The following is a 23,928-nucleotide window of genomic DNA, read 5'->3' as shown; positions in this document are numbered from 1 at the left end:
AAGGCTCAGATCAAGGGAAGGCTCAGATCGCCTCAGGCGGCGCGGGCCGCCAGTTGTGGAACCGGGGCTGGCTGCTTCAACGGATCGGTCCAGGTCAGAATCTCGAAGCTGCCATCCTCGTGCTCGACAAGCGCCGTGCAACTCTCGACCCAGTCGCCGCAATTCATGTAGCGGATCCCGTCCTGGTCGCGGATCACGGCACAGTGGATATGGCCGCAGATCACGCCATCGGCGCCGTGCCGCCGCGCCTCGGCCGCCAGCGCGGTCTCGAACGCGCCGATATAGTTCACGGCGTTCTTGACCTTCTGCTTGGCCCATTGCGACAGCGACCAATAGGGCACGCCGAACATGCGACGGAAGAAGTTCACCAGGCGATTCATCTGGATCGCGAAGTCGTAGGCCTTGTCGCCGAGATGGGCGAGCCAGCGGGCGTTCTGGACCACGAGATCGAAGATGTCGCCGTGAATGACGAGATAGCGCTTCCCATCCTTGCCGGTATGCACGATGTTCTCGACGACATCGATGCCACCGAAATGGGTGCCGTAATAGCCGCGCAGGAACTCGTCGTGATTGCCCGGCACGTAGACGATCTTCGCCCCCTTGCGCGCCTTGCGGAGCATCTTCTGGACGAGATCGTTGTGTGACTGTGGCCAATGCCAGCTCGATTTCAGCGCCCAGCCGTCAATGATGTCGCCGACCAGATAGATGGTGTCGGCGTCGTGATGGCGCAGGAAATCGACGAGCAGATTGGCCTGCGATCCGCGGGCTCCGAGATGAACATCGGAGATGAAGAGCGTACGAAAGCGCCGGGTCGGGCTTTCTTCACCAGCAGTCTCAAATCCCATGCGCGCCCACCTAACAGTCCCTGATGACACTGCGATGACGACCGGCCGCATCACAGAGCTGACCCTTTCGGACTGCTGCTGACGCCGCTCGTATGACGACTCGCGATGTCCTCGTCACATTCCCGCGATACCAGCGCGGTGCGACAAACAGGCGACAGGCGGCCCGCACGCACGGGATTTTCACTGCCTCCTATCTGGGCACGGTTACGACACGCAGATTGTTGGTGGTGCCAGCCTGTGCGAACGGGATGCCGGCGACGACAACCAGCAGGTCGCCTGCCTGGGCGAACTCTTCCTGGACCGCGAAGAACGTCGCGCGCTCGACCATCTCCTCATAGCTCTGCACGTCCTGCGACAGGACGCTGTGCGCACCCCACAGCAGGCACATGCGGCGCGACGTATCCTCGTTCGGCGTGATCGCGAGAATCGGCAGGCTCGGCCGCTTGCGCGCGACGCGTGACGCCGAGGTGCCGCTCGACGTATAGGCCACGATCGCCTTGGCGTGGATCGCCGAGGCGAGATCGGCCGCGGCCGTCGCAACAGCGTGCGGTGGCGTCTGCTCCTCGCCCGGCTGCGTCGCCTCGACGATCGAGCGATACATCTTGTGACCTTCGGTCGCCTTGATGATGCTGTCCATCATCGCCACCGCCTCGCGCGGATATTGGCCGCTGGCCGATTCCGCGGACAGCATCACCGCATCGGCCCCGTCATAGATCGCGGTCGCCACGTCGGACACTTCGGCGCGCGTCGGCGTCGGCGTCGCCACCATCGAATCCAGCATCTGCGTCGCGACGATCACCGGCTTCACCGCCAGCCGGCACGCGCGCACCAGCTCCTTCTGCCTGCCCGGCACGTCCTCATTGGGAATCTCGACACCGAGATCGCCGCGCGCGACCATGATCGCGTCCGACAGCTGGATGATGTCGTCGATGCGGTCGAGCGCCGCCGGCTTCTCGATCTTGGACATGATTCCGGCGCGGCCGTTGATCAGGCCCCTCGCCTCCAGCACGTCCGACGGCTTCTGGACGAACGACAGCGCCACCCAGTCGACGCCGAGCTCGAGGCCGAAAGCGAGATCGGAACGATCCTTCGGTGTCAGCGGCGACAGTTCGAGGATGGTGCCAGGCAGATTGATGCCCTTGTGGTTGGAGATCGTCCCGCTGACGATCACCTTGGCCTCGATCCAGTCGTCGCCGAGGCCGGTGACGCGCACGCGCACGCGGCCATCATCGATCAGAAGATCGTGACCGGGCGCGACCGCCGCAAAGATCTCCGGATGCGGCAACGGAATCGAGGTCTTGTCGCCCTCGGTGCCGTTCAATACGAAGCGGATGGTCTCGCCGGATTCGACCTGGATCTTCTTGTCGCGCAGGGTGCCGACACGAATCTTCGGCCCCTGCAGATCCATCAGGATGCCGATCGGCCGCCGCACGTCCTTCTCCAGCGCGCGGATCGCGGCGTGCACCTTGGCGTGGTCGGCCTGCGTGCCATGGCTGAAATTGAGACGGAAAGTGTCCACACCGGCGAGGAACAGCGCCTTCAGCATCTCCGGAGAATTGCTGGCGGGACCAACTGTTGCGACGATCTTGGCTCGACGGTGACGACGCATGATGTGTCCTTTCTCCCCCGCTTCGTTTGTCGCGTCTGTATGACGTGCATGTGATTGGCATGCGCGGACGCAGCGGAAGCGCTGATATACGCCCCGCAGCGTCCATTGCAAGCGCAACCCCGAACACGCCGAGATTGTACGGGAGACCGGCTCGCCTCAGACGTTGGAGCCGTGAATCGCGTCGATGACAGCGTCGGTCACCTCCTTGGTGTTCGCCTTGCCGCCCACATCCGGCGTCAGAATGCCGGCCGCACACACTTTCTCGACCGCCGCCATCAGCCGTGTCGCGGCCTCCTTCTCGCCGAGATGTTCGAGCATCTGCGCGCCAGTCCAGAATGTCGCAACGGGATTGGCGATGCCCTTGCCGGTGATGTCGAAGGCCGAGCCATGGATCGGCTCGAACATCGACGGGAAGCGGCGCTCCGGATCGATGTTGCCGGTCGGCGCCACGCCGAGGCTGCCGGCGAGCGCGCCGGCCAGATCCGACAAAATGTCGGCGTGCAGGTTGGTCGCAACGATGGTGTCGAGGCTCTTCGGCTGCAGGGTCATGCGCACGGTCATGGCGTCGACCAGCATCTTGTCCCAGGTCACGTCGGGGAATTCGCGCGCCACTTCCGCGGCGATCTCGTCCCACATCACCATGCCGTGGCGCTGCGCGTTCGACTTGGTGACGACGGTGAGGAATTTGCGCGGCCGCGACTGCGCGAGCTTGAAGGCAAAGCGCATGATGCGGGTGACGCCGATGCGCGTGAAGACGGCGACCTCGGTGCCCACCTCCTCCGGCAGACCGCGATGCGCACGTCCGCCCATGCCGGCATATTCGCCTTCGGAGTTCTCGCGCACGATCACCCAATCGAGATCGCCGACGCCGACATTGCGCAGCGGCGAGGAGACGCCGGGCAGAATCTTGGTCGGGCGCACATTGGCATATTGATCGAAGCCCTGGCAGATCGGCAGCCGCAGGCCCCACAGCGTGATGTGATCCGGCACGTCAGGCGCGCCGACCGCACCGAAATAGATCGCGTCGAATTTCTTCAGCTCGGCGAGGCCGTCGGCCGGCATCATCACGCCGTGCTTCTTGTAGTAGTCCGAGCCCCAATCGAAGGTCTTGACGTTGAAGCTGATGTCGCCCGAGCGCTTGGCGAGCGCCTCCAGGACTCGGACGCCGGCCGAGATCACTTCGGGGCCGATGCCGTCGGCGGGAATGGCGGCGATGGAATGAGTGCGCATGAAAAGGGCTCCGTGTGAGAGTCAGGACTGCGTGGCCGCTTGCTCGGCCTTCGCGCTTTGTGATCGCGCCAGCAACAGGGTCAGCACTGCCGATACCACCAGCAGGCCGGCGACGAAATAGAGGCCGCCGTTGAAGCTGCCGGTCTGGTCCTTGATCCAGCCGATCATGGCCGGACCGACGAAACCGCCGAGATTGCCGATCGAGTTGATGGTCGCGATGCCGGCCGCGGCAGCCGAACCGGACAGGAACATGGTCGGCATGCTCCACAGCGGCGGCTTCGACGAGGAGATGCCGACATTGACCAAAGTGAGCGCTGCGAGCACCGCGGCGACGCTGGTCGACAATCCGGCCAGCCAGAGGCCGACGGCCGCGACGACGCAGGCCAGCACGACATGCCAGGTGCGCTCGGCGGTGCGGTCGGAATGCCGCGCCCACAGGATCATGACGACGACCGCGATGGTCGGCGGCACGGCATTGAGGAAGCCGACCGCAAATGACGACAGGCCGAACTGCTTGATGATCTGCGGCGCCCAGACGCCGAGCGTGTAGAGGCCGGCAGAGGTACCGAAATAGACCAACGCCAAAGCCAGCACACGGATGTCGGCGAGGCCACGCCAGATGCTGTGGCTGGCGGTCGCGGCCTTGCTCGCGAGTTCCGCGTTCATCGTGCGCACCAGCCAGTCGCGCTCCTCGTCGGCCAGCCAGCGGGCCTGCTCCGGACGGTCGGTCATGTAGCCGAGCACGACGAAGCCGAGCAGCACCGCCGGCAGCGCCTCGATCAGAAACAGCCACTGCCAGCCTTTGAAGCCGAGAATGCCGTCCATTTCCAACAGCGCTCCCGACACCGGCGATCCAAGCACCGTCGACAGCGGCGCGGCCGCCATGAACAGCGCGGTGACGGCGGCGCGCTGCCGCGCCGGAAACCAGTAGGAGAGATACAGGATGATGCCGGGGAAGAATCCAGCCTCGGCAGCGCCGAGCAGGAAGCGCAGCACGTAGAAGCTCATCGGGCCCTGCACGAACGCCATCGCGCCGGAAACGAGGCCCCAGGTGATCATCACCCGCGCGATCCAGATCCGTGCGCCGAACTTGTCGAGCGCGAGGTTGGAGGGAACCTCGAACAGGAAATAACCCCAGAAGAAGATGCCAGCGCCGAAGCCGTAGGCGGAGGCCGACAGACCGATATCCTTGTTCATGGTCAGCGCGGCAAAACCGACATTCACGCGGTCGATAAAGGCCACGAAGTAAAGCAGCATGATGAAAGGAACGATGCGCAACGTGATCTTGCGCAGCACGCGCGTCTCCAGCTCTCCGGCCACCGTCACCTCCCTCGTCCGTCTTGTCGTTGATCGAGGGACCGTAGGCGGTAAAAGGGACTGGCTTCAATGGCGGCGGCATTATACAAAAAAATGATATAATCGTCGTTGCCCGGGATCGCTCCTGATGGAATTGCACCAACTCCGCTGCTTCATCGCTGCTGCCGAGGAGCTGCATTTCGGCAAGGCCGCGCAGCGGCTGCAGATGCTGCCCTCGGCGCTCGGACGGCAGATCAAGCTGCTGGAGGAGGATCTGGCGACGCCGCTGTTCGCGCGCACGACGCGGGCGGTGTCCCTGACCGAACACGGCACGCTGCTGGTGCGCGACGCCCGCAGCATTCTGGCGAAGGTCGAGGCGGTCGAGACCTCCTTCCGCCGCCGCGCCCGCAGCACCAAGGCACTAAGGCTGCGGGTCGGCGCCATCGACAGCGCCGCCGCCGGATTATTGCCGCAGCTGCTGCATGATTTCCGCGAGGCCCATCCGGACATCGCGGTGCAGCTGATGGAGGAGAAGACCATCCGGCTGCTGCCCAAGATCCTCTCGGGCGCACTCGATTTGGCCTTCGTGCGGCCGCCCGAACGCACCGACCCCCGGCTGGAATTCCGTGCGCTGCTCAGCGAGAGCGCCGTGGTGGCTCTGCCGCAGCGGCATCGGCTAGCCGCGCGCGCCTCGGTGTCGCTGGCCGACATCGCCGACCAGCCGCTGATCGTGCCGGACCGGAGATCGCGCCCGCATAGCCACGACCTCACGATGAAGCTGTTCGCCCAGGCCGGATTGTCGCCCGACGTCGCGCAATTCGCCGACGAGAAACAGACCATCGTGCATCTCGTCGCGGCCCGGCTCGGCATCGCCATCGTGCCGCGCTGGACCTCGCGGCTCGCGGTGTCGGGCGTGCGCTTCGTGCCGCTGCGGCTGCAGCGCGGGGGCACCGCGGGACGGCTGCCGCTGGCCGCGGCATGGCTGCGCGGCTCGCGCGATCCGGCGCGGGAGGCCATGCTCGGCGTGCTGGAGGCGCGGCTTGCGAAATACGCGCGTGGGGCGTGAGGCACGTTCCGCGGCGAGCGGCTGACGCTGCGGCGGCGTGGCCTGATGGTTCGAGACGCGCGCCAAGCGTTCTGGGCCTCCACTTCCTTTAACCGCGATCCCGGCGAAGACCCCTACCCCGGCAGCGGCGCCTCCGCGATGTCGAGGAGAGCGCCGAGGCCGTGACGCAGACTGCGCATCGGCTGCTGCTCGGACGACAGGCCGAGCGCCAGCATCGACCGTCCCGTCACCGCATAGACGTGGCCGAAGGGAAACGACTGCAGCTGCGCATCAGGCTGGTTGGTGTCGATCAGCGCCAGCCAATTGTGTCCTTCGGGCACCGCGGGCAGCGTGAAGTTCACCACGTCGAAATGCGCGTTGTAGATCAAAAGCAGCGTCGCGTCTGAGCCGCGGCGCTTGACACCGGTCTCCTGGGCGCGGCCGTCGAGCAGCATGCCGAAACAGCGCGCGTTGTCGTCGGTCCACTGCTCGGTCGTCATCTCCTCGCCCGAGGGAGCGAGCCAGGTCACGTCCTTGACGCCCAGGTCTTCATTGTGCGAGCCGACCAGGAAACGGCTGCGGTAGAGGATCGGAAACGCCTTGCGCATCGCGATCAGCTTGCGTGTGAACTCGCGCAGAGCCCGCCCCTGCGGCGCGATGCCCATCCAGTCGAGCCAGGTGATCTCGTTGTCCTGGGCATAGGCGTTGTTGCTGCCGCCCTGCGAGTGGCCGAACTCGTCGCCGGCGAGCAGCATCGGCGTGCCGTGCGACAGCAGCATCGTGGCGAGCAGGTTGCGCTTCTGCCGCTCGCGCAAGCCGATGATCTCGGGATCATCCGTCGGTCCCTCGACGCCGCAGTTCCAGGAATGGTTGTTGCTATGCCCGTCGCGATTGTCCTCGCCGTTCGCCTCATTGTGCTTGTCGTTGTAGGAGACGAGGTCGTTGAGATTGAAGGCATCATGGGCGGTGATGAAGTTCACGCTCGCCCAGGGCCGGCGGCCACGCTTGTTGAACAGGTCGCCCGAGCCGGAGATGCGCTTGGCGAAATCGGCGAGCGTGCCGCCATCGCCCTTCCAGAACGCCCGTGCGGTGTCGCGAAACTTGTCGTTCCACTCCGCCCAGCCCGGCGGAAACTGGCCGACCTGGTAGCCGCCGGGACCGATGTCCCAGGGCTCCGCGACCAGCTTGACACTCGACAGCACCGGGTCCTGACGGCAGGCGTCAAGGAAGCTGCCGCCCTCGTCGAAGCCATAAGGCTCGCGTGCCAGGATGGTGGCGAGGTCGAAGCGGAAACCGTCAACCCGCATCTCCGTCGCCCAATAGCGCAGCGAATCCGCTACCAGCTGCAGCACGCGCTGGTGCGACAGGTTCACCGTGTTGCCGGTGCCAGTGTCGTTGATGTAGTAGCGCTTCTGCTCCGGCATCAGCCGGTAGTAGCTGGCGTTGTCGATGCCCTTGAACGACAAGGTCGGGCCGAGCTCGTTGCCTTCGGCGGTGTGGTTGTAGACCACGTCGAGGATCACCTCGATGCCGTTGGCGTGGAACTGGTTGACCATGGTCTTGAATTCGGTTGCGAACGGCGTCTTCAGATAGCGCGGTTCCGGCGCGAAGAAACCGATCGAATTATAGCCCCAATAGTTGCGCAGCCCCTTCTCGATCAGATAGCTGTCGTCGATGAAGGCATGGATCGGCAGCAGCTCGGCCGAGGTGATGCCGAGCGAGCGCAAATAGGCTGGAATGTCGTGATGCGCGAGGCCGGCGAAGGTGCCGCGGTCGGCCTCCGGCACCAGCGGATGCAGCTTGGTAAAGCCCCTTGACATGCATCTCATAGAAGATGGTCCGCTCCCACGGAATCTCCGGCTTGCGTGAGGTGCCCCAGGTGAAGGCCGGATCGATCACCCGGCATTTCAGCATCAGGGGCGCGCTGTCGCGATCATCGAAGGAGAGATCCTTGTCGGCATGGTCGAGCTGGTAGCCGAACAGCTCGGGGCCCCAGCGCAGATTGCCGATCAGCTGCTTGGCATAGGGATCGATCACCAGCTTGTTGGGATTGAAGCGGTGGCCGGCATCCGGCTCATAAGGTCCATGCACGCGATAGCCATAGACCGTGCCCGGGCGCGCCGTCGGCAAATAGCCGTGCCAGACCTCGTCGGTGTATTCGGGCAGCTCGATGCGCTCGAGCTCGGTGTCGCCGGTCTCGTCGAACAGGCAGAGCTCGACCTTGGTCGCGTGCGCGGAAAAGATCGCAAAATTGACGCCGAGACCGTCCCAAGTGGCGCCCAGCGGAAACGGCCGCCCTTCGCTGATCTTGGCCTTGCGGAGGTTGAATGCTGCCAGCGTCAACGCGTCACCCCGATCGGTGCGCTGATCCATCGTCTGCCCCTTGTTCAAAGCCCGAATGCGAAGTCAGGTGTCGATTCAGAATTGCCGGTTGTCAGGTGGCCGCTGGCGTGTCGTCCGGCATGATCACTTCCGCCTTCGTCTCGGTCACGGTCACCGAGGCGATCACGGCGCCGGCCGGCGCTCCCAGCTTCGCGGCGCGCTGCTGCGTGACCTCCTTGTTGATCGCGGTGATGGAGTTGCCGATGCGCCCGACCATCTCGGCCAGCTCGGCGGGCGACATCTTGAGCCGCTTGGTCACGACGCGGACCTGGGCCTCGTCGGTCATGTCGAGCTTGTTGCGGGTCGGCTTGATCTTGGTGCGGCGCATGGGAGTCCTCCTGCATGCCAGCTAACCGTGGCTGCGGAGTTTGGTTCCCGGCAGCCATGGGCTGCGGCCTCGAACCGGGGGCTGGCCGTCCCCGCCTACCCGAACAGATGCGCCAGCCAGAATGCGGCGCCGGCGGCGAGGCCGCCGACGAGCGCGGTCTGCAAGGCCGACTTGATCTTGCTGACGCCGGTGAAGTGGCCCTTGATGGCGCCGAAGATCAGCAACGCCGCGCCGGTCGCGACCACGGAGATGCGCAGCGCGCCCGAGATGTCGTGGACCAGCATGTAGGGGATCAGCGGGATCAGCCCTCCGATCACGTAGGAGCCGCCGATCGTCACCGCGCTGACCGGCGCGCGCTTGGGATCGGGACGTTCGAGGCCGAGCTCGAAGCGCATCATGAAGTCGACCCATCGCCTGCGGTCGGCCGCAATGGCGTCGACCACCGTCGTCAGGGCCTCACCCTTGAGCCCGTAGTCTCTGAAGATCGCCGCCACCTCTTCGATTTCCCGACCACGGAGGCGGTCGATCTCGTCATTTTCCCGCTTCTCCTCGGCCGCATAATGTTCGGCGTCGGTCCGGGCCGCGAGATAGCCGCCCAGCCCCATCGCGATCGCACCCGCGACGACCTCGGCGAGGCCGGCCGTCACGATCACGCCGGTCGAGGTGACGGCGGCCGACAAACCGGCCGCCAGCGCAAACGGAACGGTCAGCCCATCCGCCATCCCGATCACCACGTCACGAACGGCTTCTGTGGCGGTGAAGTGCTTTTCGAGATGCGGCGTCGCAGGCATGCAGCCCTCCGGTTCGGTCCTCGACCGAAGCTTCTAGCCTGTCTGTATGACAGAAAGCGTCACCGCAGTCCCGGTACCATCCGCTTCAAGGTCCGATCGTGCAACCAGTAATGATGCAGCAGGGCCGCGCCGGCATGCAGGCCGATCAGGATCATCAGGCCGTTGGCCAAGGCCTCGTGCATCTCCTTCATGTCGTGGGCGAAGCCGCGATCACCGACCCAGGGCGAGGCGATCTCGAACAGGCCGAACACCGGCAGCCCGTAGCCGCGCGCGAACTGGGTGAGTATCCCCAGGATCGGAATTGCGAACATGATGCCGTAGATCAAGAGATGCACGATCTCGCCGGCATGAACGGTCCACGGTCCGAGTTTGGTTGCTTCCGGCGTCGGCGGCGGATCGGCCAGCCGCCACGCCAGGCGCGCCAGCGCGAAGCCGAGCATCGCGAGTCCGAGCGAGACGTGCATGAACAGGCCCATATCGTGCGCCCCCCGCGGCAGCATGTCGCCGAGATGACCGGATATCCAGGCGGCGGGCACCAGCACTGCGACAATCCAGTGCAGTCCGATCGCGACAGACCCGTAGGTTTTGGCAGAGTTTCGTAGGCGCATGAGACAGATCCTTCGTCGATGCGTGGAGCACCTCCGTGCTGGCGAGCCGAGGCGCGGGGTGGCATGTCCGAGGGATAAAGGAGCGCGGGCGTCGCGGCGCTGACGCGAGATGTCAGCCTGCTGTCAGGATGGACCGCACCTCCTTCCGCTCCCGGCTCGGCGCGGGCCGGCCCGCAGCCGCTGACGTCAGCGCCGGCGCGATGGTGATCTTGGCTCCGCCAAGTTCGGAGCGGCCGATCTGCAACCGCCAGCCATAGGCTTCCAAGACGTCCTGCACGATCGCGAGCCCTAATCCGCTCCCGGGCCCCTGCTCGTCGAGCCTGCCGCCGCGCTCGAGCACGCGGCCGATCTGCGCATCCGGAATTCCTGGTCCGTCGTCCTCGACGGACACGAACAGCGGGCTCACACTGGCGAGAATGCGAACCGTGCTCACCGCATGTCGCGCGGCGTTCTCCAGCAGATTGCCGAGCACCTCGGCGAGATCGGTGCGATCTATCGCCAGACGCATGCCGGGGGGCACCGCACCGTCGAAGCTGACATGAGCGGCGGCCGGCGTGCGGCCGAGCGTGCCCAGCAGAGCGTCGACAAGCGGCGCCAGCTCCGTCGCAGCCTCCGGCCCGCCGCGCACCTTGCCGCGCAGCCGCGCCAGCGCCAGTTCACGATCGACCTGCCGGCTCATCGCGTCGGCAACATCCTCGACATTGCGCGCGAGTTCCAGCTGACCGAGCTCCCTCAGTCGGGCGGCGTCCGCCGCCAGCGCCGCAAGCGGTGTCTTGAAGCCATGCGCAAGATCGGCGGCGCGGCTGCGCGACCGCGTGATCTCGCGCTGCTGGGCGTCGAGCAGCGCGTTGACCTCCTCGACCAGCGGCGCGACCTCGGTCGGCACCTCGACCGGAAGATGCCGGCGTTTGCCGCTGCGGATCTCGGCAACGCCCCGGCGCAGCACCGCGAGCGGACGCAGACCGAGACTGACCTGAACCGAGGTGCCCACGGCCAGGATGAACGCGAGGACGGCGAGCGCAATCGAGAGATCCTTGGCGAAGGTGCGCACCGCGCTGGTGGCGCCATCGAGATCGTAGGCCACGGCCGCCCGCACCCGGCTCTGGCGCTCCGGATTCATCAGGATGCCGCGCTCGGCAACCAGCACGCGCGCGCCGTCCGGGCCGGCCAGTTCATGCTGGTGCACGTCGGTCGGCCCCGGCTCGTCGATCGGCAGCGGCAGGATCGCGTCCCATAACGAGCGCGAGCGCAGCAGCTGGCCGCGATCGTCCGAGATCTGCCAGTACAGCCCCGACAGCGGCACCGTGAAACGTGGATCCGCCGGCGGGCGGGACACCATGATCCGTCCCTCCGCATCGAGCTCGAGACCGTTCAACAGCTGCCGCAAGTGGATGTCGAGGTCGGCGGCGAGCGTCCGCGCGACGTGGCGCTTGAACAGCACGACCATGCCGAAGCCGGCGACGCCGAGCGCGACCAGAAGGGCGATGGTGCCCGCCGCCACCAGCCGCAGCCGCAGCGAGCCCCACCTCATTCAGCCGTCTCCGGGATCATGTAGCCGAAGCCTCGCCGGGTCTCGATGATCTCGGCGCCGAGCTTCTTGCGCACGCGCCGGATCAGCACCTCCAGCGCGTTGGAGTCGTGGTCATGGCCGAGGCCATAGACATTCTCCTCCAGCTCATGCTGCGGCACGACCCGGCCGCTCTGCCGCAGTAGGTAGGCTATCAGACGATATTCCAGCTGAGATAGCGGAACCGGCACGCCGGCCAAGCTGACCTTCATCTGGCGCTCGTCGAGGGTGAGATCGCCGGACGAGAGCACCGGAGCGGCATGGCCGGCGGAGCGCCGCACGATCGCCCGCAGCCGCGCGAGCAGCTCCTCGTTGCGAAACGGCTTCGGCAGATAATCGTCGGCGCCGGCATCGATGCCGTCGACCCGCTCGGCCCAGCTTGCACGCGCCGTCAGGATCAGCACCGGCATGTGCCGACCGGCCGTGCGCCAGCGCTTCAGGACGGAGAGGCCGTCCATGCCCGGCAGGCCCAGATCGAGCACCACGGCACCGTAATCCTCGGTATCGCCGAGAAACCAGGCCTGCTCGCCATTATCGGATGTCTCGACCAGGTAGCCTGCCGCCTGCAGCGTCCGCGACAGGTCGGACGACAGCCGCGGATCATCCTCGACCAGCAGCACACGCATCTACTTTTCCTCGATCCGCTCGATCTCGCCGCTGCGCGCATCGACATAGACATCGCGCACGCGGCCATCCCGGCCGATGATGCGAAACTCATAGCGCCAGCGACCTCGCTGGCGCTCGACGTCGACGCCGGTCACATCCCCGGCAATCCGGCTGCGCAGCTTGGGGAGAATCTGCGACAGCGGCATGGCATCGCCGGATTCGACCGCGCGACGCATCGCGTCGCGACGCTCGCGATCGTCCTCGCGCGCGACCGTCGCCGCCGATGCCGCCGTCGAGATCAACATCGCCAGCATCATGATGCGCATGAACTGTCCAATTTGAGGCAAATGCATGGACTTCCTGGGACGTAGCGCCTTGGTTATCGAAGTTATCGAAACGGTCATGGCCTGCACCGCTCCCGGTTGCCGAACTCGGATCGCGGCGCATTTGCAAATGCTAGGGAGCTGGTACGGATATTAGTTTGATTTTCCGATGTCGGAATTGAGCTCAACCAATGCAGGCGGCGAAATGTCGTCCACAGCGGCATCCTGCCCCAGGGAAGCTTACAATTCGCTGACGCCGCGCGACAGGCTACGGTAAGGGTCGGTGCGACACAATCCTACCGGCGCAGATATCGACGGCTGTATCGATGCCTGCCCTGGTCATGAGGAGGGTAGTCGTGCGGGATATTTTGACACTCGCCGCGCTGGTGGCGGGACTTGGCGGCATGCTGGCCTTTACCTTGGCTGCAGCAGATGGCTCCCCCAATCTCGTGCCCGTGGCCCGCATCGATCCAGCTGGACCGGCCTACTTGCAATTGGCGGCGCTGCACACCAACCTGGAGGACCCCGACCTGCGCTACGAGCCCAGCAAGCGAGATCACGAAGGCGACGATGATGACGAGGATGAGCCGCGCCGCTGAGGCGGCCCGCTGGGTCGCTCGGGTTCGATGATGATGCGTTTCCAAAGAAGCGCATCTGATCATATTTTTGTTAGAGCATGATCGTCTCGGAACACCGATGTCCGCTTTTCCGGATCATGCGCCAGGTGAGAGGTCGCTACGCCGCCTGCCCCGCTTCGTACCAGCCTCGGCTCGCCTTGACGATGCGCACGACCGACAGCATCACGGGGACCTCGACCAGAACCCCGACGACCGTCGCCAGAGCGGCACCAGAATCGAGCCCGAACAGGCTGATCGCAGCCGCGACCGCCAGCTCGAAGAAATTGCTGGCGCCGATCAAGGCGGCCGGCGCGGCGACGCACCAGGCAACCCCGAGGCGACGGCTCAACCAATAGGCAATGCCCGCATTGAGATAGACCTGAATCAGGATCGGCACGGCCAGGATCGCGATGACCACGGGTTGCCTGAGAATCTGCTGGCCCTGGAAGCCGAACAGCAGCACCAGCGTCGCCAACAACGCGACCAGCGAGACCGGCTGCAAAACCTGCAAGGTGCGCTCTAACGCGCCGTGTTTCGTCCGCAGCAAGGCCGCTCGCCAAAGCTGAGCGACGATGACCGGCACCACGATGTAGAGCAGCACCGACAGCAATAGCGTGGTCCAGGGCACCGTGATCGAGGCGACGCCGAGCAGCAGGCCGACCAGTGGCGCGAACAGAAACACCATGATGACGTCGTTCAGCGCGACCTGGCTCAGCGTGTAATGCGGCTCGCCCTCGCAGAGGTTCGACCAGACGAACACCATGGCCGTGCATGGCGCGGCGGCCAGCAGGATGAGACCGGCGATGTAGGACGACAATTGCCCGGGCGGCAACATCGGCGCGAAGACATGGCCGATAAAGATGCTGCCGAGCAGCGCCATCGAAAACGGCTTGATGGCCCAGTTCACCAGCAAGGTGACGCCGATGCCGCGCCAATGCGCCTTGACGCCGCCGAGCGCGGCAAAATCGATCTTCAGAAGCATCGGGATGATCATCAGCCAGATCAGGGCCGCCACCGGCATGTTGACCCGGGCGATTTCCGCCGCCGCCACCGCAGCGAAGACGTCCGGCATCAGATGGCCGAAGCCGATGCCCGCAACGATGCAGAGCAGGACCCAGATCGTCAGATAGCGCTCGAACAGGGTCATCGGATCACGCGACGTCGGAGCGCGAGGATCTAGCCCCTTCGCTCGTCCCGATCTCGCGCAGCCGCGTCCCCAGCGCGAGCCTGTCGATGCGATCGAGCGGCAGATGGATGAAGGCGCCGATGCGGTTGTTCAGATAGCGGAAGGCGGTGGTGAACGCGGCGAGCCGCTCCAGCTCCGTACTTTCGGCCGCCGCCGGATCCTCGATGCCCCAATGCGCCGTCATCGGTTGCCCCGGCCAGATCGGGCAGGCCTCGCCGGCCGCGGCGTCGCAGACGGTGAAGACGAAATCCATCACCGGCGCGCCGGGCACGGCGAACTCGCTCCAGCTTTTGGAGCGGAGGTCATCGGTCGGATAATCCATCCGCGCGAGCAGTTCGAGCGCCAGCGGATGCACCGCGCCCTTCGGCGTGCTGCCAGCCGAAAACGCGCGAAAGCGGCCGGCACCCTGCTTGCGTAGGATCGATTCCGCCAGAATCGAGCGCGCCGAATTTCCGGTGCAGAGAAACAGCACATTGTAGATGGGATCAGGCATGGCTCTTGTCCTTGCGTTTGGGCGGACAGCATGGGGTGAGGCTTTCGATCACGGGAGCGCAGATTTCCGGCCGGCCGCCGCAACAATCCTGCAGGAGGAACAATGTGACGGCTTGGAGCTCGGTGAGATCGGCGCGGTACACAATCGAGCGGCTGTGCCGCTGTGAACGGACGAGCCCGGCACGGGCGAGCACCGCCAGATGCGCCGACAGCGTGTTCTGCGGCACCTCGAGCAGGCGTGCGAGCTCGCCCGCCGGCAACCCCTGCGGCTCGTTATGCACCAGCACGCGGAAAGCCTGCAGCCGCGTCGGCTGCGCCAGCGCGGCCAGGGCAAGAACGGCTTGTTCATTTTCCATATATCCAGAACTATCGATATAATGGCCGAAGGTCAAACCTCCCGGCCCGGCACTCTCACCTCTATTTCGAATATTCTAGAAATACCGTTGACTCCCGCCGGCCGCGTGCGGCAAGCTTGGGATCATGAAGCTCGACGATGCCGCCGCCCGCCTGGAAGCCCTCGGCAACACCACGCGCCTGAAGATCTACCGGGCACTGGTGCGCGCCGGTCATGCCGGCATGCCGGTCGGTCGATTGCAGGAGCGGCTGAAGATCCCCGCGTCCACCCTGTCGCATCACGTCAAGACGCTGGTAGCAGTCGGGCTGATTTCGCAACTGCGCGAGGGCACCACCCTGGTCTGCCATGCCGAGTACGACATGATGCGCTCACTGGTCGGATTTCTGGTCTCGGAATGCTGCGTGGACGAAAGCGCCTGTGGCTCGGCCAGACCGGCGGCGTGATCATTTGCCTCATTATTCGATAATTCTAGAAATACGAAAGGACAAGCCATGACGGAGGCGAAGACGATCGCGATCATCGGCGCCGGCCCGGTCGGGCTCGCGGCTGCGGCGCATGCGCTCGCGCGCGGCCTGTTACCTGTGGTGCTCGAAGCGGGTCCGGAGGCGGCCCACGCGGTCCGGCAATGGCAGCATGTGCAGCTGTTCTCGCCGTGGAAATACAACATCGATACGGCGGCGGCGCGGCTGCTCGCCGCGACCGGATGGACTCCGCCCGCTCCGGAGGTCTATCCGACCGGGCGCGAGCTGATCGAGGCGTATCTTGCGCCACTGGCGACCCGCACTGCGCTGCGCGAGGTCGTTCATACCTCTCATCGCGTCACCGCGATCAGCCGCATCGGCTTCGACAAGGCCAAGTCGAAAGGACGCGCGGCGGCGCCGTTCGATGTCCGCTATCGTAACGGCAACGGCGAGGCGGCCATGCAGGCCGATGCCGTGATCGACGTGTCCGGGACTTGGTTCTCGCCCAATCCGGCCGGCGGCAATGGCCTGCCCGCGCGCGGCGAGATCGAGCAGCGCGACCACATCGCCTATGCGATGCCCGACGTGTTGAATGCGCAGCGCGGACGCTATGCCGGCAGGACCGTCGCGGTGCTCGGCAGCGGCCATTCGGCGATCGGCACGCTGATGGAGCTCGCCACCCTCGCCGAGGAGGCGCCGGGAACGCAGGCGATCTGGCTGCTGCGCAGCGACGATCCGACGCGCGCTTTTGGCGGCGGCAGTGCCGACCAGCTCGCCGCACGCGGCGAGCTGGGCATGGCGTTCGCGGCGCTGGTGCGTTCAGGACGTATCCGGCTCGAGGCCGGATTTCATGTGACGCAGATCGCCGAGCAGGACGGCCAGTTGCAGGTCGTCGCGAGCAGCGGCCAAAGCATCGGTACGGACGAGTTGATCGTGGCCACCGGCTTCCGCCCCGACCTGTCGCTGCTGTCGGAGTTGCGCGTCCGGCTCGATCCGGCCATCGAGGCTCCGGTGGCGCTGGCTCCGCTGATCGATCCGAACGAGCATTCCTGCGGCACCGTGCGGCCGCACGGCGCGCGCGAGCTCGCGCAAGCCGACGAGCCCGATCTCTACCTCGCCGGAATGAAGAGCTATGGCCGGGCGCCGACATTCCTGATGATGACCGGCTATGAGCAGGTCCGCTCGATCACCGCCGATATCGCCGGCGACAAGACGGCGGCGGCACGCGTCGAACTGCAACTGCCCGAGACCGGTGTCTGCACCCGCAGCGGACTGGAGAGCATTGCTGCCTTGTCCGACTGCTGTGGCGGCCCTGCTCCGTCGCGCGTAGACAGTTGTTGCGCAGACGACGCCAGGGCCAAGGCGGCGGGGCGCGCAGGCTGCGGCTGCTCGTAACGCAAACTGGCGAAAGATCTGACAATGCAGGCACGACGGCTGGGCGTGGTCATCGCTCTCGGCACCGCCCAGACCCTGGCCTGGGGATCGAGCTATTATCTGCCGGCGATCCTGGCCGATCCGATCGCCCGCGATCTCGGCCTGTCCAACAACTGGTTCTTCGCCGCATTCTCCGCCTCGCTGATCATCTCCGGCCTGTTAGGCCCGCGGATCGGCCGCCAGATCGATCGCGTCGGTGGCCGGCAGGTGCTGTGTGCCTCCAACATCGTGCTCGCGATCGGGCTCACGCTGCTCGGCCTGTCGCATTCGCTCTGGGTGATGGCGGTGGCGTGGCTGTGGCTCGGCGTCGGCATGGGCCTCGGCCTCTATGACGCCGCGTTCGGCACGCTTGGGCGCATCTATGGCAAGGACGCCCGCGGCGCGATCACCGGCATCACCCTGATCGCCGGCTTCGCCTCGACGGTCGGCTGGCCGCTGAGCACCTGGGGGCTGGCGACGATCGGCTGGCGCGAGACCTGCTTTGCCTGGGCCATCGCGCATCTCGTCATCGGCCTGCCGCTCAATCTCTCGCTGCCGCGCGCGACGCAGATGGCGGCGGGCGAGGAGCAGACCACCAAGCCGAAGATCCCGCTCGACCGCCCGATGGTCCTGATCGCCTTCGCGATGGCCGCGGCCTGGACGATGACGGCGGCGATGGCCGTACATCTGCCGCGGCTGATGCAGGCGTTCGGCGCGACGCCGGCGCAGGCTTTGTTTGCGGGCATGATGATCGGGCCGGCACAGGTCGCCGCGCGCGTGGTCGAGGCCGGCTTTCTCAGCCGCTTTCATCCGCTCACCTCGGCGCGGCTGGCCTGCATCACCCATCCGATCGGCGCCCTGACCATCGCGCTGTTCGGCGGCGGGGCGGCGGCGGCGTTCGCGCTGCTGCACGGCTCCGGCAACGGCATCCTGACCATCGCCCGCGGCACGCTGCCGCTCGCGATCTTCGGCCCGGCCAACTACGCCTACCGGCTCGGCCTGATCGGTGCACCATCGCGGATCTGCCAGGCCTTTGCGCCGCTGGTGTTCGGCCTGCTGATCGACGCGCTCGGCCGAATTGTGCTGCTCGTCTCAGCGAGCCTCAGTCTGTCGGCGCTGGCCGCCCTGATGCTGCTCTCGGCAGAGCGCGCAGACACACCGATGCCGAGCCCTGCGCCTGACAAGGCGGCTTGAACGTTGGCGGATGCAGGGGTCCCCAGTCGTATTCAGCGGTCTGGCGGGCGAGGACGCCCAGGAAGGGCGATGCAAGGCGATACTGGCCAAAGCCCGCGCCGCAGCAGCGCCCTTGATTGATCAATCCCGGCTGGTGTGCCAAAGAGGGCTGAAATCTCAACGAGCTCGATAGAAAGCGATGGCAGATCGGATGGCAGCTCCCAAGACGGCGCGTGGCAAGGTCGGGCGGCCGCCGCTCGAACGGGCTGGCGAGGTCGAGGAGCGCATTCTCGATGCCGCCAAGACGGTGTTCCTGGCCCATGGCTTCGAAGGGGCGAGCGTCGACGTCATCGCGCAGACCGCGCGCGCCGGCAAGCCCACGATCTATGCGCGCTTTCCCAGCAAGGCGGCGCTGTTCGCGGCGGTGATCGGCCGTCAGGCCGCGAACAACACGCAATATGAAAATCTGGTGCCGCAGGGCCGCACCTTCCGCGCGCGGCTCGTCAACATCGCTGTCACGCTGATCGAACGCGCCTTTGCGGACGAGACGATCGGCCTGATGCGCACGGCCATTGCCGAGAGTCCGCGCTTTCCCGACCTGACACTGGAAGTCCAGGACTCGGCGCGCGAGAGCGCGACGCGCAATGTCGGCCATGTCATCGGCGAATTGGCCCGGGCGGAGGGGCTGTACGGCAAGGGCGCCTTCGCGGCGGAGCGGATCGAGGAGACCGCAAAGATCTTCATCGACCTCGTGATCTTCTCGATGCTGTTTCGCGCCCTGCTCGGTGAAGACATGCAGATGCTGAAAAAGGAAGCGCAGGCGTATGTGGAAAAGCGCGTCGACTTCTTCCTGACCGCAGCAACGTGAGTAACTACTTACCTTCCCCAGCGCCGCGGTCGCGCAGCTCCGGAAAGATGGTCTCATCCTGAAGGATGACATCCGCGGTACGTTGGTAGTGCGCCGTCAACAGCTGCACCGCGCGCTCGATATCCCCGTTCAGCACAGCCTCGACGATCGAAGCGTGCTCATCGCCGACCGCGCGTGACGGAAACGCCTTGCGGATCGACAGCCGCCGGTAGCGGTAGAGCTGGTCGGCGAGCTGGCCGCAGAAGCCGATCAGGGATTGCGAACCGCAGTTCGAAATCAGGACGCGGTGATAGATGCGGTGCAGCCGCTCCCACTCCGGATTGTCCTCGAACGCGGTGGCATTGAGCGAGCGCGGCGCCCGGCTGAGGCGATGCTGCGCCAGCACCAGCTGCTCCTCCCATTGCGGCGTCGCCGCCGCCATCGACTCGCGCAACGCCAGTGCCTCGACCCAGCAGCGCGTCTTGGTCAGCTCCGCGAGCTCGGCGCGGCTGATGTCCTTGACGTAGAAGCCGCGCTGCTCGCGCACCTCGACCAAGCCGTCAGCTGTCAGCCGGTTGAGCGCCTCGCGCAGCGGTGTCTGCCCGGTCTGATAGGTCTCGGTCAGGAAACGCATCTGCAGCTTGCGCGACGGTGCGAGCCGCCCGGACAGCAGGTCCTCGCGCAGCCGGTCATAGACATGGCTTGCCTGGGTCGCCGGGACCTGCCCCTCGACAGCTACCGCTGCGTCCACGTTCGATCTCCTCTGAATCGCGCAACATATATAGAGCCCGATCCGAGAACGTAAAATTTATAAATTCTTGTTGATTCAGATTTTTTATGTAATAAAACGCTCCAGCCGGCTCGCTGGCCCACGGCATAAGAAACATGGCGCGTCGCCTGAGGTGATTGCGCGGGAGGACACGCTCATGACCCGGTTTCCGGTCACGGCTCTGCGCAGCGTCGATCTCGGCACGCCCGATCTCGCACGCTCGGAAGCGTTCTATCGGGAGGTCTGGGGGCTGGAGCGCGTCGGGACGGCAGATGGCGTCGTCTATCTACGCGCAACGGGACGCGATCATCACGTCGTCGTGCTGCATCGGAGCGCGCGCACCGAGCTGAGAGCGGTGACCTTCCGCGTTGCCGACGCCGATGACTTCGAGGCGATCTCTCGCAATGCCATTGAACAAGGCGCGACGCTGATCGCCGCGCCGGCGGCGAATATGGCGCCCGACGGCGGGACGATTATGACGCTCCGCAGCCCCGAGGGCGGCCTGCTGCGCTTTGTCCATGGCGATATCAGGCACGATGCCAGGCCGTCACGGCCTGAGCTCCCCGAGCGGCTGGCCCACGTCAATCTCAACAGCACCGATGTCGATCGCACCGCCGCATTCTACGCGCGGGCGCTCGGCTTCAAACTGACCGACCGCTCGGCGGCGATGGCATTCGTCCGCTGCAATTCCGACCACCACGCTGTCGTGATCGCCGCGGCCAAGGTCAGCGGGCTCAACCACGTCGCCTTCCTGATGCCGACCTGGGAGGGCGTGATGCGCGGATCGGGCCGCATGATCGATGCCGGCTATCCGATCGCCTGGGGCGTCGGCCGCCATGGCCCGGGCGACAATGTGTTTGCCTATTTCATCGACCCAGTCGGCACCGTCATCGAATACACCGCCGAGGTGCTGCAGGTCGACGACGACTATGTCGTGCGCGGGCCCGAGCATTGGGTCTGGCCGCCCGGCCGCACCGATCAATGGGGCATCGCGCCGCCCAAGGCCGAGCACGTCAAGGCCGCGCAGCTCGCGGTCGGCTTCGCCGCCTGATCCTTTTTCCAGCCGAGAGCGCCGACAATCATGTCTTCCACGTCAGACGCAGAGCATTATCAGGTCGTCATCATCGGCTTCGGTCCGACCGGCGCCATCGCGGCGAGCCTGCTCGGCCGCGACGGCATCACGACGCTCGCGATCGATCGCGCCCGCGAGATCTACGACAAGCCGCGCGCGATCGCGCTCGATCATGAGATCATGCGGCTGTTCGACAATCTCGGCATCGCCGAGCAGGTCAGCCGCTACGTCGCGCCGTTTCCGGCGTCGGAGCATTTCGGTGCCCAGGGCCAGTTGATCCGGCGCATCGACATGGTCGGTGAGCCCTACCCGCTCGGCTACACGCCGAGCATGGTGTTCACGCAGCCGCCGGTCGAGCAGGTGATGCGCGAGCGTGTCGCCGGCTTTCCGTCCGTGACGGTGGAGCTCGGCGCGACCCTGGTCGACATCCGCCAGGACGCGAACGCCGCCACTGTCGTGTTGACGCGTGAGAACGGCGTCACGCGCGAGGTCACGGCCGACTACGTCATCGCCTGCGACGGCGCTTCCAGCACCGTGCGCCAGAAGCTCGGCATCAGCTTCGACGATCTCGACTTCGACGAGCCCTGGCTGGTCATCGACCTCAGGGTCAACGACAGCGGAGAGCGCAAGCTGCCGGCAACCGCGGCCCAGTTCTGCAATCCGGCGCGTCCGACCACCTACATTATCGGCCCCGGCAACCATCGGCGCTTCGAGATCATGTTGCGGCCGGGCGAAGACCGCCATGCGATGGAGCAGCCGGAGCACGTCTGGCAGCTGCTTTCGCCCTGGCTCGCGCCGCAAGATGGCCAACTCTGGCGCGCGGCGAGTTACCGCTTCCATGCGCTGGTCGCAAGCCGCTGGCGCCAGGGCCGCGTGCTGCTCGCGGGCGACGCCGCGCATCAGCAGCCGCCCTTTATCGGCCAGGGCATGTGTCAGGGGCTGCGCGACGCGGCCAACCTCAGCTGGAAGCTCAGCCGCGTGCTGCGCGGACAGTCGGGCGAAGCGCTGCTCGACAGCTATGAAGCCGAGCGCAGCACCCATGTGCGCGAGCTCACCACCCGCATCAAGGCGATCGGCCGCGTGATCTGCGAGCAGGATCCGGACGCCGCCGCGGCCCGCGATGCGCGCATCCTCGCCGAGGGCGGCGGCGTGCCGCGCACGATCACCCGTCAGGAGATCGTGCCGCCATTGACCACCGGCCTGCTGACAACCAGGCCGAACGCGGCCAACGGCACGCTGTTTCCACAGCCCTGGATTCTGCGCGAAGGGGAACGGGCCCTGCTCGATCAGTTGGCCGGCGCCGGATGGCGGCTGATCCTCGACGGACGCAGCGAGCTCCGCGCGAGCGATGCTGCGACCCGCGCCGCCGGCATCCATGCGATCAGTATCGGCGGCAGCGGCCTGTCCGAAGAGAGCGGCGTGGTCGCACGCTGGTTCGAGCGCCACGGCTGCAGCGCCGCGCTGGTGCGGCCCGACCATTATGTTTACGGCGTCGCCAAGGACACGCCGGAGCTCGCGGCACTGCTGAGCGAGCTGACGGAACGACTGAACTAATCACAACAAGAACATCAAACGGGGAAGCGCAATGACGACATCAACCGAGGCCGGAAGCGGACTGATGGGAGGACGCGCGATCGCCGTCCTCATCATGCTCTTCCTGTTCCAGACGCTCAACTTCTTCGACAAGCTGGTGTTCGGCCTGTCGGCCGTGCCGATGATGAAGGAACTGGGCTTGAGCCCTAAGGATTTCGGCCTGATCGGCAGCAGCTTCTTCCTGTTGTTCTCGCTGTCCGGCATGGCGGTCGGCATGTTCGTCGTCGGACGTTTTCCGGTGAAGTGGCTGCTCTTGATCATGGCGGGCGTGTGGTCGGCGACGCAGCTCCCGATCTTCTTCTCGAGCTCGATCGCCGTGCTGGTGGTCTGCCGCATCATCCTCGGTGCCGGCGAAGGCCCTGGCCTGCCGACGGCGCTGCATACCTGCTACAACTGGTTTCCGGCCGACAGACGCAGCGTGCCGAGCGCCGTGGTGTTGCAGGGCATCAGCGTCGGTCTGCTGGCCGGCGGCCCGATCCTGACCTATGTCATCGTGAATTACGGCTGGCGCACCGGCTTCCTGTTCTGCGGCCTGCTCGGCCTGGCCTGGATGGCCGGCTGGTTCTTCATCGGCGGCGAAGGCCCCTATTCGGCTGCGCATGCTCCTGAAGCCACGGCCGCCAAGGACAAGGCGCTGCCCGCGCGGGTGTTGTGGGGCGATGCGACCGTGATCGGCGTCATCATCATGTCCACCGCGTCGTACTGGATCGTCGGCATGTCCGCGACCTGGCTGCCGCCCTTTCTGCAGCTCGGGCTCGGCTACAAGCAGGTCGAAGTCGGCTGGATCATCTCGGGCATCTATCTATTCCAGTCGCCGCTGCTGCTCGGCGGCTCCTGGTTGACGCAATATCTGCAGCGCAAGGGTTTCAGCCTGCGCGCCTGCCTCGGCCACGCCTCGGGCCTGGCGCTGCTCGCCGCCGGATGCGCGCTGCTGCTCAGCATCGTCACGACAGGCCCGCTGCAGCTCGCCTGCGTCGCGATCGCGTTCGCTGCGCCCAGCCTCACCACGATCTTCGGCCCGGTCGCGCTCGGCGCGATCGCGCCCGCCGTGCAGCGCGGCCGGCTGATCGTCGTGATCTACTCCGGCAATGCTGCCTCGGCGCTGGTCTCCAACGCGCTCACCGGCTGGATCGTCGGCGAGGCCGGCAGCAACGCGCCGCTCGGCTATGCCCATGCCATGACCTTCACCGCCGGCGTGCTGATCACCGGCGCCATCTCGGCCTTTGCACTGATCTTCCCGGAGCGCACGATTGCGCGCTTCGCGAGGACGACGCGGGAACCCTCCTCCGCCGTCGCGGCGGTCTCGACCTGACCAAAGGA

The 23,928-nt window shown here is 65.9% G+C and carries 23 protein-coding genes and 1 pseudogene; 9 read left to right on the top strand and 15 right to left on the bottom strand.

Features of this window, described 5'->3' with window-relative positions; genetic code table 11:
- Nucleotides 1-32: 32 nt before the first annotated feature.
- The 4 genes from ACVIJ6_RS22975 to ACVIJ6_RS22960 all read right to left on the bottom strand — a co-directional run bounded on the left by ACVIJ6_RS22975 (nucleotide 33) and on the right by ACVIJ6_RS22960 (nucleotide 5,004).
- Nucleotides 33-845: a UDP-2,3-diacylglucosamine diphosphatase gene (locus ACVIJ6_RS22975; protein ID WP_456774566.1), complete on the bottom strand. Its 813-nt coding sequence runs from the start codon at nucleotides 843-845 to the stop codon at nucleotides 33-35.
- A 190-nt stretch (nucleotides 846-1,035) separates the two neighbouring features.
- On the bottom strand, nucleotides 1,036-2,454 hold the full coding sequence (gene pyk / locus ACVIJ6_RS22970; protein ID WP_456774565.1) for a pyruvate kinase: 1,419 nt from the start codon (nucleotides 2,452-2,454) through the stop codon (nucleotides 1,036-1,038).
- Between the two features lie 156 nt (nucleotides 2,455-2,610).
- Nucleotides 2,611-3,684 (bottom strand): tartrate dehydrogenase, encoded by a 1,074-nt coding sequence (locus tag ACVIJ6_RS22965; RefSeq protein ID WP_456774564.1) that lies wholly within the window; start codon nucleotides 3,682-3,684, stop codon nucleotides 2,611-2,613.
- 21 nt (nucleotides 3,685-3,705) lie between these two features.
- Nucleotides 3,706-5,004 (bottom strand): MFS transporter, encoded by a 1,299-nt coding sequence (locus ACVIJ6_RS22960; RefSeq protein ID WP_012045485.1) that lies wholly within the window; start codon nucleotides 5,002-5,004, stop codon nucleotides 3,706-3,708.
- Between the two features lie 124 nt (nucleotides 5,005-5,128).
- On the opposite strand from ACVIJ6_RS22960, the gene ACVIJ6_RS22955 reads away from it, so the two are divergent.
- Nucleotides 5,129-6,046, top strand: coding sequence for a LysR family transcriptional regulator (locus ACVIJ6_RS22955; protein ID WP_456774563.1), 918 nt, complete (start codon nucleotides 5,129-5,131; stop codon nucleotides 6,044-6,046).
- A gap of 113 nt (nucleotides 6,047-6,159) precedes the next feature.
- Here the strand turns inward: ACVIJ6_RS22955 and glgX are convergent.
- The 7 genes and pseudogenes from glgX to ACVIJ6_RS22920 form a co-directional block, all read right to left on the bottom strand.
- A pseudogene (gene glgX / locus ACVIJ6_RS22950) lies at nucleotides 6,160-8,398 on the bottom strand (glycogen debranching protein GlgX).
- A gap of 61 nt (nucleotides 8,399-8,459) precedes the next feature.
- Nucleotides 8,460-8,735, bottom strand: coding sequence for a DUF3606 domain-containing protein (locus ACVIJ6_RS22945; protein WP_456774562.1), 276 nt, complete (start codon nucleotides 8,733-8,735; stop codon nucleotides 8,460-8,462).
- A 95-nt stretch (nucleotides 8,736-8,830) separates the two neighbouring features.
- Nucleotides 8,831-9,526 (bottom strand): VIT1/CCC1 transporter family protein, encoded by a 696-nt coding sequence (locus tag ACVIJ6_RS22940; RefSeq protein ID WP_456774561.1) that lies wholly within the window; start codon nucleotides 9,524-9,526, stop codon nucleotides 8,831-8,833.
- A gap of 59 nt (nucleotides 9,527-9,585) precedes the next feature.
- Nucleotides 9,586-10,134 carry a cytochrome b gene (locus ACVIJ6_RS22935; RefSeq protein WP_456774560.1) on the bottom strand — a complete coding sequence of 183 codons (549 nt, stop codon included), beginning with the start codon at nucleotides 10,132-10,134 and terminating at the stop codon, nucleotides 9,586-9,588.
- 112 nt (nucleotides 10,135-10,246) lie between these two features.
- On the bottom strand, nucleotides 10,247-11,665 hold the full coding sequence (locus ACVIJ6_RS22930; protein ID WP_456774559.1) for a sensor histidine kinase: 1,419 nt from the start codon (nucleotides 11,663-11,665) through the stop codon (nucleotides 10,247-10,249).
- Entirely contained in the window at nucleotides 11,662-12,327 is a 666-nt protein-coding gene (locus ACVIJ6_RS22925; protein WP_456774558.1) for a response regulator transcription factor, read from the bottom strand. The genes ACVIJ6_RS22930 and ACVIJ6_RS22925 overlap by 4 nt, the downstream gene beginning before the upstream one ends.
- On the bottom strand, nucleotides 12,328-12,633 hold the full coding sequence (locus tag ACVIJ6_RS22920) for a PepSY domain-containing protein (protein ID WP_012045493.1): 306 nt from the start codon (nucleotides 12,631-12,633) through the stop codon (nucleotides 12,328-12,330). It lies immediately after the preceding gene.
- A gap of 353 nt (nucleotides 12,634-12,986) precedes the next feature.
- Between ACVIJ6_RS22920 and ACVIJ6_RS22915 the strand changes: the two genes are divergently transcribed.
- Nucleotides 12,987-13,229, top strand: coding sequence for a hypothetical protein (locus tag ACVIJ6_RS22915; protein WP_456774557.1), 243 nt, complete (start codon nucleotides 12,987-12,989; stop codon nucleotides 13,227-13,229).
- 136 nt (nucleotides 13,230-13,365) lie between these two features.
- On the opposite strand, the gene arsB is transcribed toward ACVIJ6_RS22915, so the two are convergent.
- Genes arsB through ACVIJ6_RS22900 form a run of 3 tightly spaced genes read right to left on the bottom strand, consistent with a single transcriptional unit; the run spans nucleotide 13,366 to nucleotide 15,281 of the window.
- A complete protein-coding gene (arsB, locus tag ACVIJ6_RS22910) occupies nucleotides 13,366-14,394 on the bottom strand; it encodes an ACR3 family arsenite efflux transporter (protein WP_456774556.1) in 1,029 nt (342 codons plus the stop codon).
- A 4-nt stretch (nucleotides 14,395-14,398) separates the two neighbouring features.
- The gene (locus ACVIJ6_RS22905; protein WP_456774555.1) at nucleotides 14,399-14,926 is read right to left on the bottom strand and encodes an arsenate reductase ArsC; all 528 of its coding nucleotides are present in this window, start codon (nucleotides 14,924-14,926) and stop codon (nucleotides 14,399-14,401) included.
- The gene (locus ACVIJ6_RS22900) at nucleotides 14,919-15,281 is read right to left on the bottom strand and encodes an ArsR/SmtB family transcription factor (protein WP_456774554.1); all 363 of its coding nucleotides are present in this window, start codon (nucleotides 15,279-15,281) and stop codon (nucleotides 14,919-14,921) included. The genes ACVIJ6_RS22905 and ACVIJ6_RS22900 overlap by 8 nt, the downstream gene beginning before the upstream one ends.
- Before the next feature lie 124 nt (nucleotides 15,282-15,405).
- Between ACVIJ6_RS22900 and ACVIJ6_RS22895 the strand changes: the two genes are divergently transcribed.
- The 4 genes from ACVIJ6_RS22895 to ACVIJ6_RS22880 all read left to right on the top strand — a co-directional run bounded on the left by ACVIJ6_RS22895 (nucleotide 15,406) and on the right by ACVIJ6_RS22880 (nucleotide 19,195).
- The gene (locus ACVIJ6_RS22895; RefSeq protein WP_456774553.1) at nucleotides 15,406-15,723 is read left to right on the top strand and encodes an ArsR/SmtB family transcription factor; all 318 of its coding nucleotides are present in this window, start codon (nucleotides 15,406-15,408) and stop codon (nucleotides 15,721-15,723) included.
- A gap of 48 nt (nucleotides 15,724-15,771) precedes the next feature.
- On the top strand, nucleotides 15,772-17,136 hold the full coding sequence (locus tag ACVIJ6_RS22890) for an NAD(P)-binding domain-containing protein (RefSeq protein ID WP_456774552.1): 1,365 nt from the start codon (nucleotides 15,772-15,774) through the stop codon (nucleotides 17,134-17,136).
- A gap of 24 nt (nucleotides 17,137-17,160) precedes the next feature.
- Complete coding sequence (locus tag ACVIJ6_RS22885) at nucleotides 17,161-18,348, top strand: MFS transporter (RefSeq protein ID WP_456774551.1); 1,188 nt, start codon at nucleotides 17,161-17,163, stop codon at nucleotides 18,346-18,348.
- Nucleotides 18,349-18,538: 190 nt separating this feature from the next.
- Nucleotides 18,539-19,195, top strand: a complete 657-nt coding sequence (locus tag ACVIJ6_RS22880; RefSeq protein ID WP_456774550.1) for a TetR/AcrR family transcriptional regulator — start codon at nucleotides 18,539-18,541, stop codon at nucleotides 19,193-19,195.
- 4 nt (nucleotides 19,196-19,199) lie between these two features.
- Here the strand turns inward: ACVIJ6_RS22880 and ACVIJ6_RS22875 are convergent, their stop codons facing one another.
- A complete protein-coding gene (locus ACVIJ6_RS22875) occupies nucleotides 19,200-19,925 on the bottom strand; it encodes a GntR family transcriptional regulator (RefSeq protein WP_456774549.1) in 726 nt (241 codons plus the stop codon).
- Nucleotides 19,926-20,100: 175 nt separating this feature from the next.
- Here ACVIJ6_RS22875 and ACVIJ6_RS22870 point away from each other — a divergent pair, with 175 nt between their 5' ends.
- Genes ACVIJ6_RS22870 through ACVIJ6_RS22860 form a run of 3 tightly spaced genes read left to right on the top strand, consistent with a single transcriptional unit; the run spans nucleotide 20,101 to nucleotide 23,920 of the window.
- Entirely contained in the window at nucleotides 20,101-20,994 is an 894-nt protein-coding gene (locus ACVIJ6_RS22870; protein WP_456774548.1) for a VOC family protein, read from the top strand.
- 30 nt (nucleotides 20,995-21,024) lie between these two features.
- Nucleotides 21,025-22,569, top strand: coding sequence for a bifunctional 3-(3-hydroxy-phenyl)propionate/3-hydroxycinnamic acid hydroxylase MhpA (mhpA, locus tag ACVIJ6_RS22865; protein ID WP_456774547.1), 1,545 nt, complete (start codon nucleotides 21,025-21,027; stop codon nucleotides 22,567-22,569).
- Nucleotides 22,570-22,600: 31 nt separating this feature from the next.
- Nucleotides 22,601-23,920 (top strand): MFS transporter, encoded by a 1,320-nt coding sequence (locus tag ACVIJ6_RS22860; protein ID WP_456774546.1) that lies wholly within the window; start codon nucleotides 22,601-22,603, stop codon nucleotides 23,918-23,920.
- Nucleotides 23,921-23,928: the final 8 nt, after the last annotated feature.

Source organism: Bradyrhizobium sp. USDA 4369, from assembly GCF_054056435.1.
The sequence above is the reverse complement of the archived record's forward strand: the minus strand, read 5'-3'. Positions and strand labels throughout refer to the sequence as shown.

Coding starts and splice junctions, on each gene's coding strand:
- ACVIJ6_RS22885 (WP_456774551.1), top strand. CDS start 17,161: ATGCAGGCACGACGGCTGGGCGTGGTCATCGCTCTCGGCACCGCCCAG.
- ACVIJ6_RS22930 (WP_456774559.1), bottom strand. CDS start 11,665: ATGAGGTGGGGCTCGCTGCGGCTGCGGCTGGTGGCGGCGGGCACCATC.
- ACVIJ6_RS22925 (WP_456774558.1), bottom strand. CDS start 12,327: ATGCGTGTGCTGCTGGTCGAGGATGATCCGCGGCTGTCGTCCGACCTG.
- ACVIJ6_RS22890 (WP_456774552.1), top strand. CDS start 15,772: ATGACGGAGGCGAAGACGATCGCGATCATCGGCGCCGGCCCGGTCGGG.
- ACVIJ6_RS22955 (WP_456774563.1), top strand. CDS start 5,129: ATGGAATTGCACCAACTCCGCTGCTTCATCGCTGCTGCCGAGGAGCTG.
- ACVIJ6_RS22920 (WP_012045493.1), bottom strand. CDS start 12,633: ATGCGCATCATGATGCTGGCGATGTTGATCTCGACGGCGGCATCGGCG.
- ACVIJ6_RS22940 (WP_456774561.1), bottom strand. CDS start 9,526: ATGCCTGCGACGCCGCATCTCGAAAAGCACTTCACCGCCACAGAAGCC.
- arsB (WP_456774556.1), bottom strand. CDS start 14,394: ATGACCCTGTTCGAGCGCTATCTGACGATCTGGGTCCTGCTCTGCATC.
- mhpA (WP_456774547.1), top strand. CDS start 21,025: ATGTCTTCCACGTCAGACGCAGAGCATTATCAGGTCGTCATCATCGGC.
- pyk (WP_456774565.1), bottom strand. CDS start 2,454: ATGCGTCGTCACCGTCGAGCCAAGATCGTCGCAACAGTTGGTCCCGCC.
- ACVIJ6_RS22965 (WP_456774564.1), bottom strand. CDS start 3,684: ATGCGCACTCATTCCATCGCCGCCATTCCCGCCGACGGCATCGGCCCC.
- ACVIJ6_RS22860 (WP_456774546.1), top strand. CDS start 22,601: ATGACGACATCAACCGAGGCCGGAAGCGGACTGATGGGAGGACGCGCG.
- ACVIJ6_RS22895 (WP_456774553.1), top strand. CDS start 15,406: ATGAAGCTCGACGATGCCGCCGCCCGCCTGGAAGCCCTCGGCAACACC.
- ACVIJ6_RS22975 (WP_456774566.1), bottom strand. CDS start 845: ATGGGATTTGAGACTGCTGGTGAAGAAAGCCCGACCCGGCGCTTTCGT.
- ACVIJ6_RS22870 (WP_456774548.1), top strand. CDS start 20,101: ATGACCCGGTTTCCGGTCACGGCTCTGCGCAGCGTCGATCTCGGCACG.
- ACVIJ6_RS22905 (WP_456774555.1), bottom strand. CDS start 14,926: ATGCCTGATCCCATCTACAATGTGCTGTTTCTCTGCACCGGAAATTCG.
- ACVIJ6_RS22900 (WP_456774554.1), bottom strand. CDS start 15,281: ATGGAAAATGAACAAGCCGTTCTTGCCCTGGCCGCGCTGGCGCAGCCG.
- ACVIJ6_RS22945 (WP_456774562.1), bottom strand. CDS start 8,735: ATGCGCCGCACCAAGATCAAGCCGACCCGCAACAAGCTCGACATGACC.
- ACVIJ6_RS22935 (WP_456774560.1), bottom strand. CDS start 10,134: ATGCGCCTACGAAACTCTGCCAAAACCTACGGGTCTGTCGCGATCGGA.
- ACVIJ6_RS22880 (WP_456774550.1), top strand. CDS start 18,539: ATGGCAGCTCCCAAGACGGCGCGTGGCAAGGTCGGGCGGCCGCCGCTC.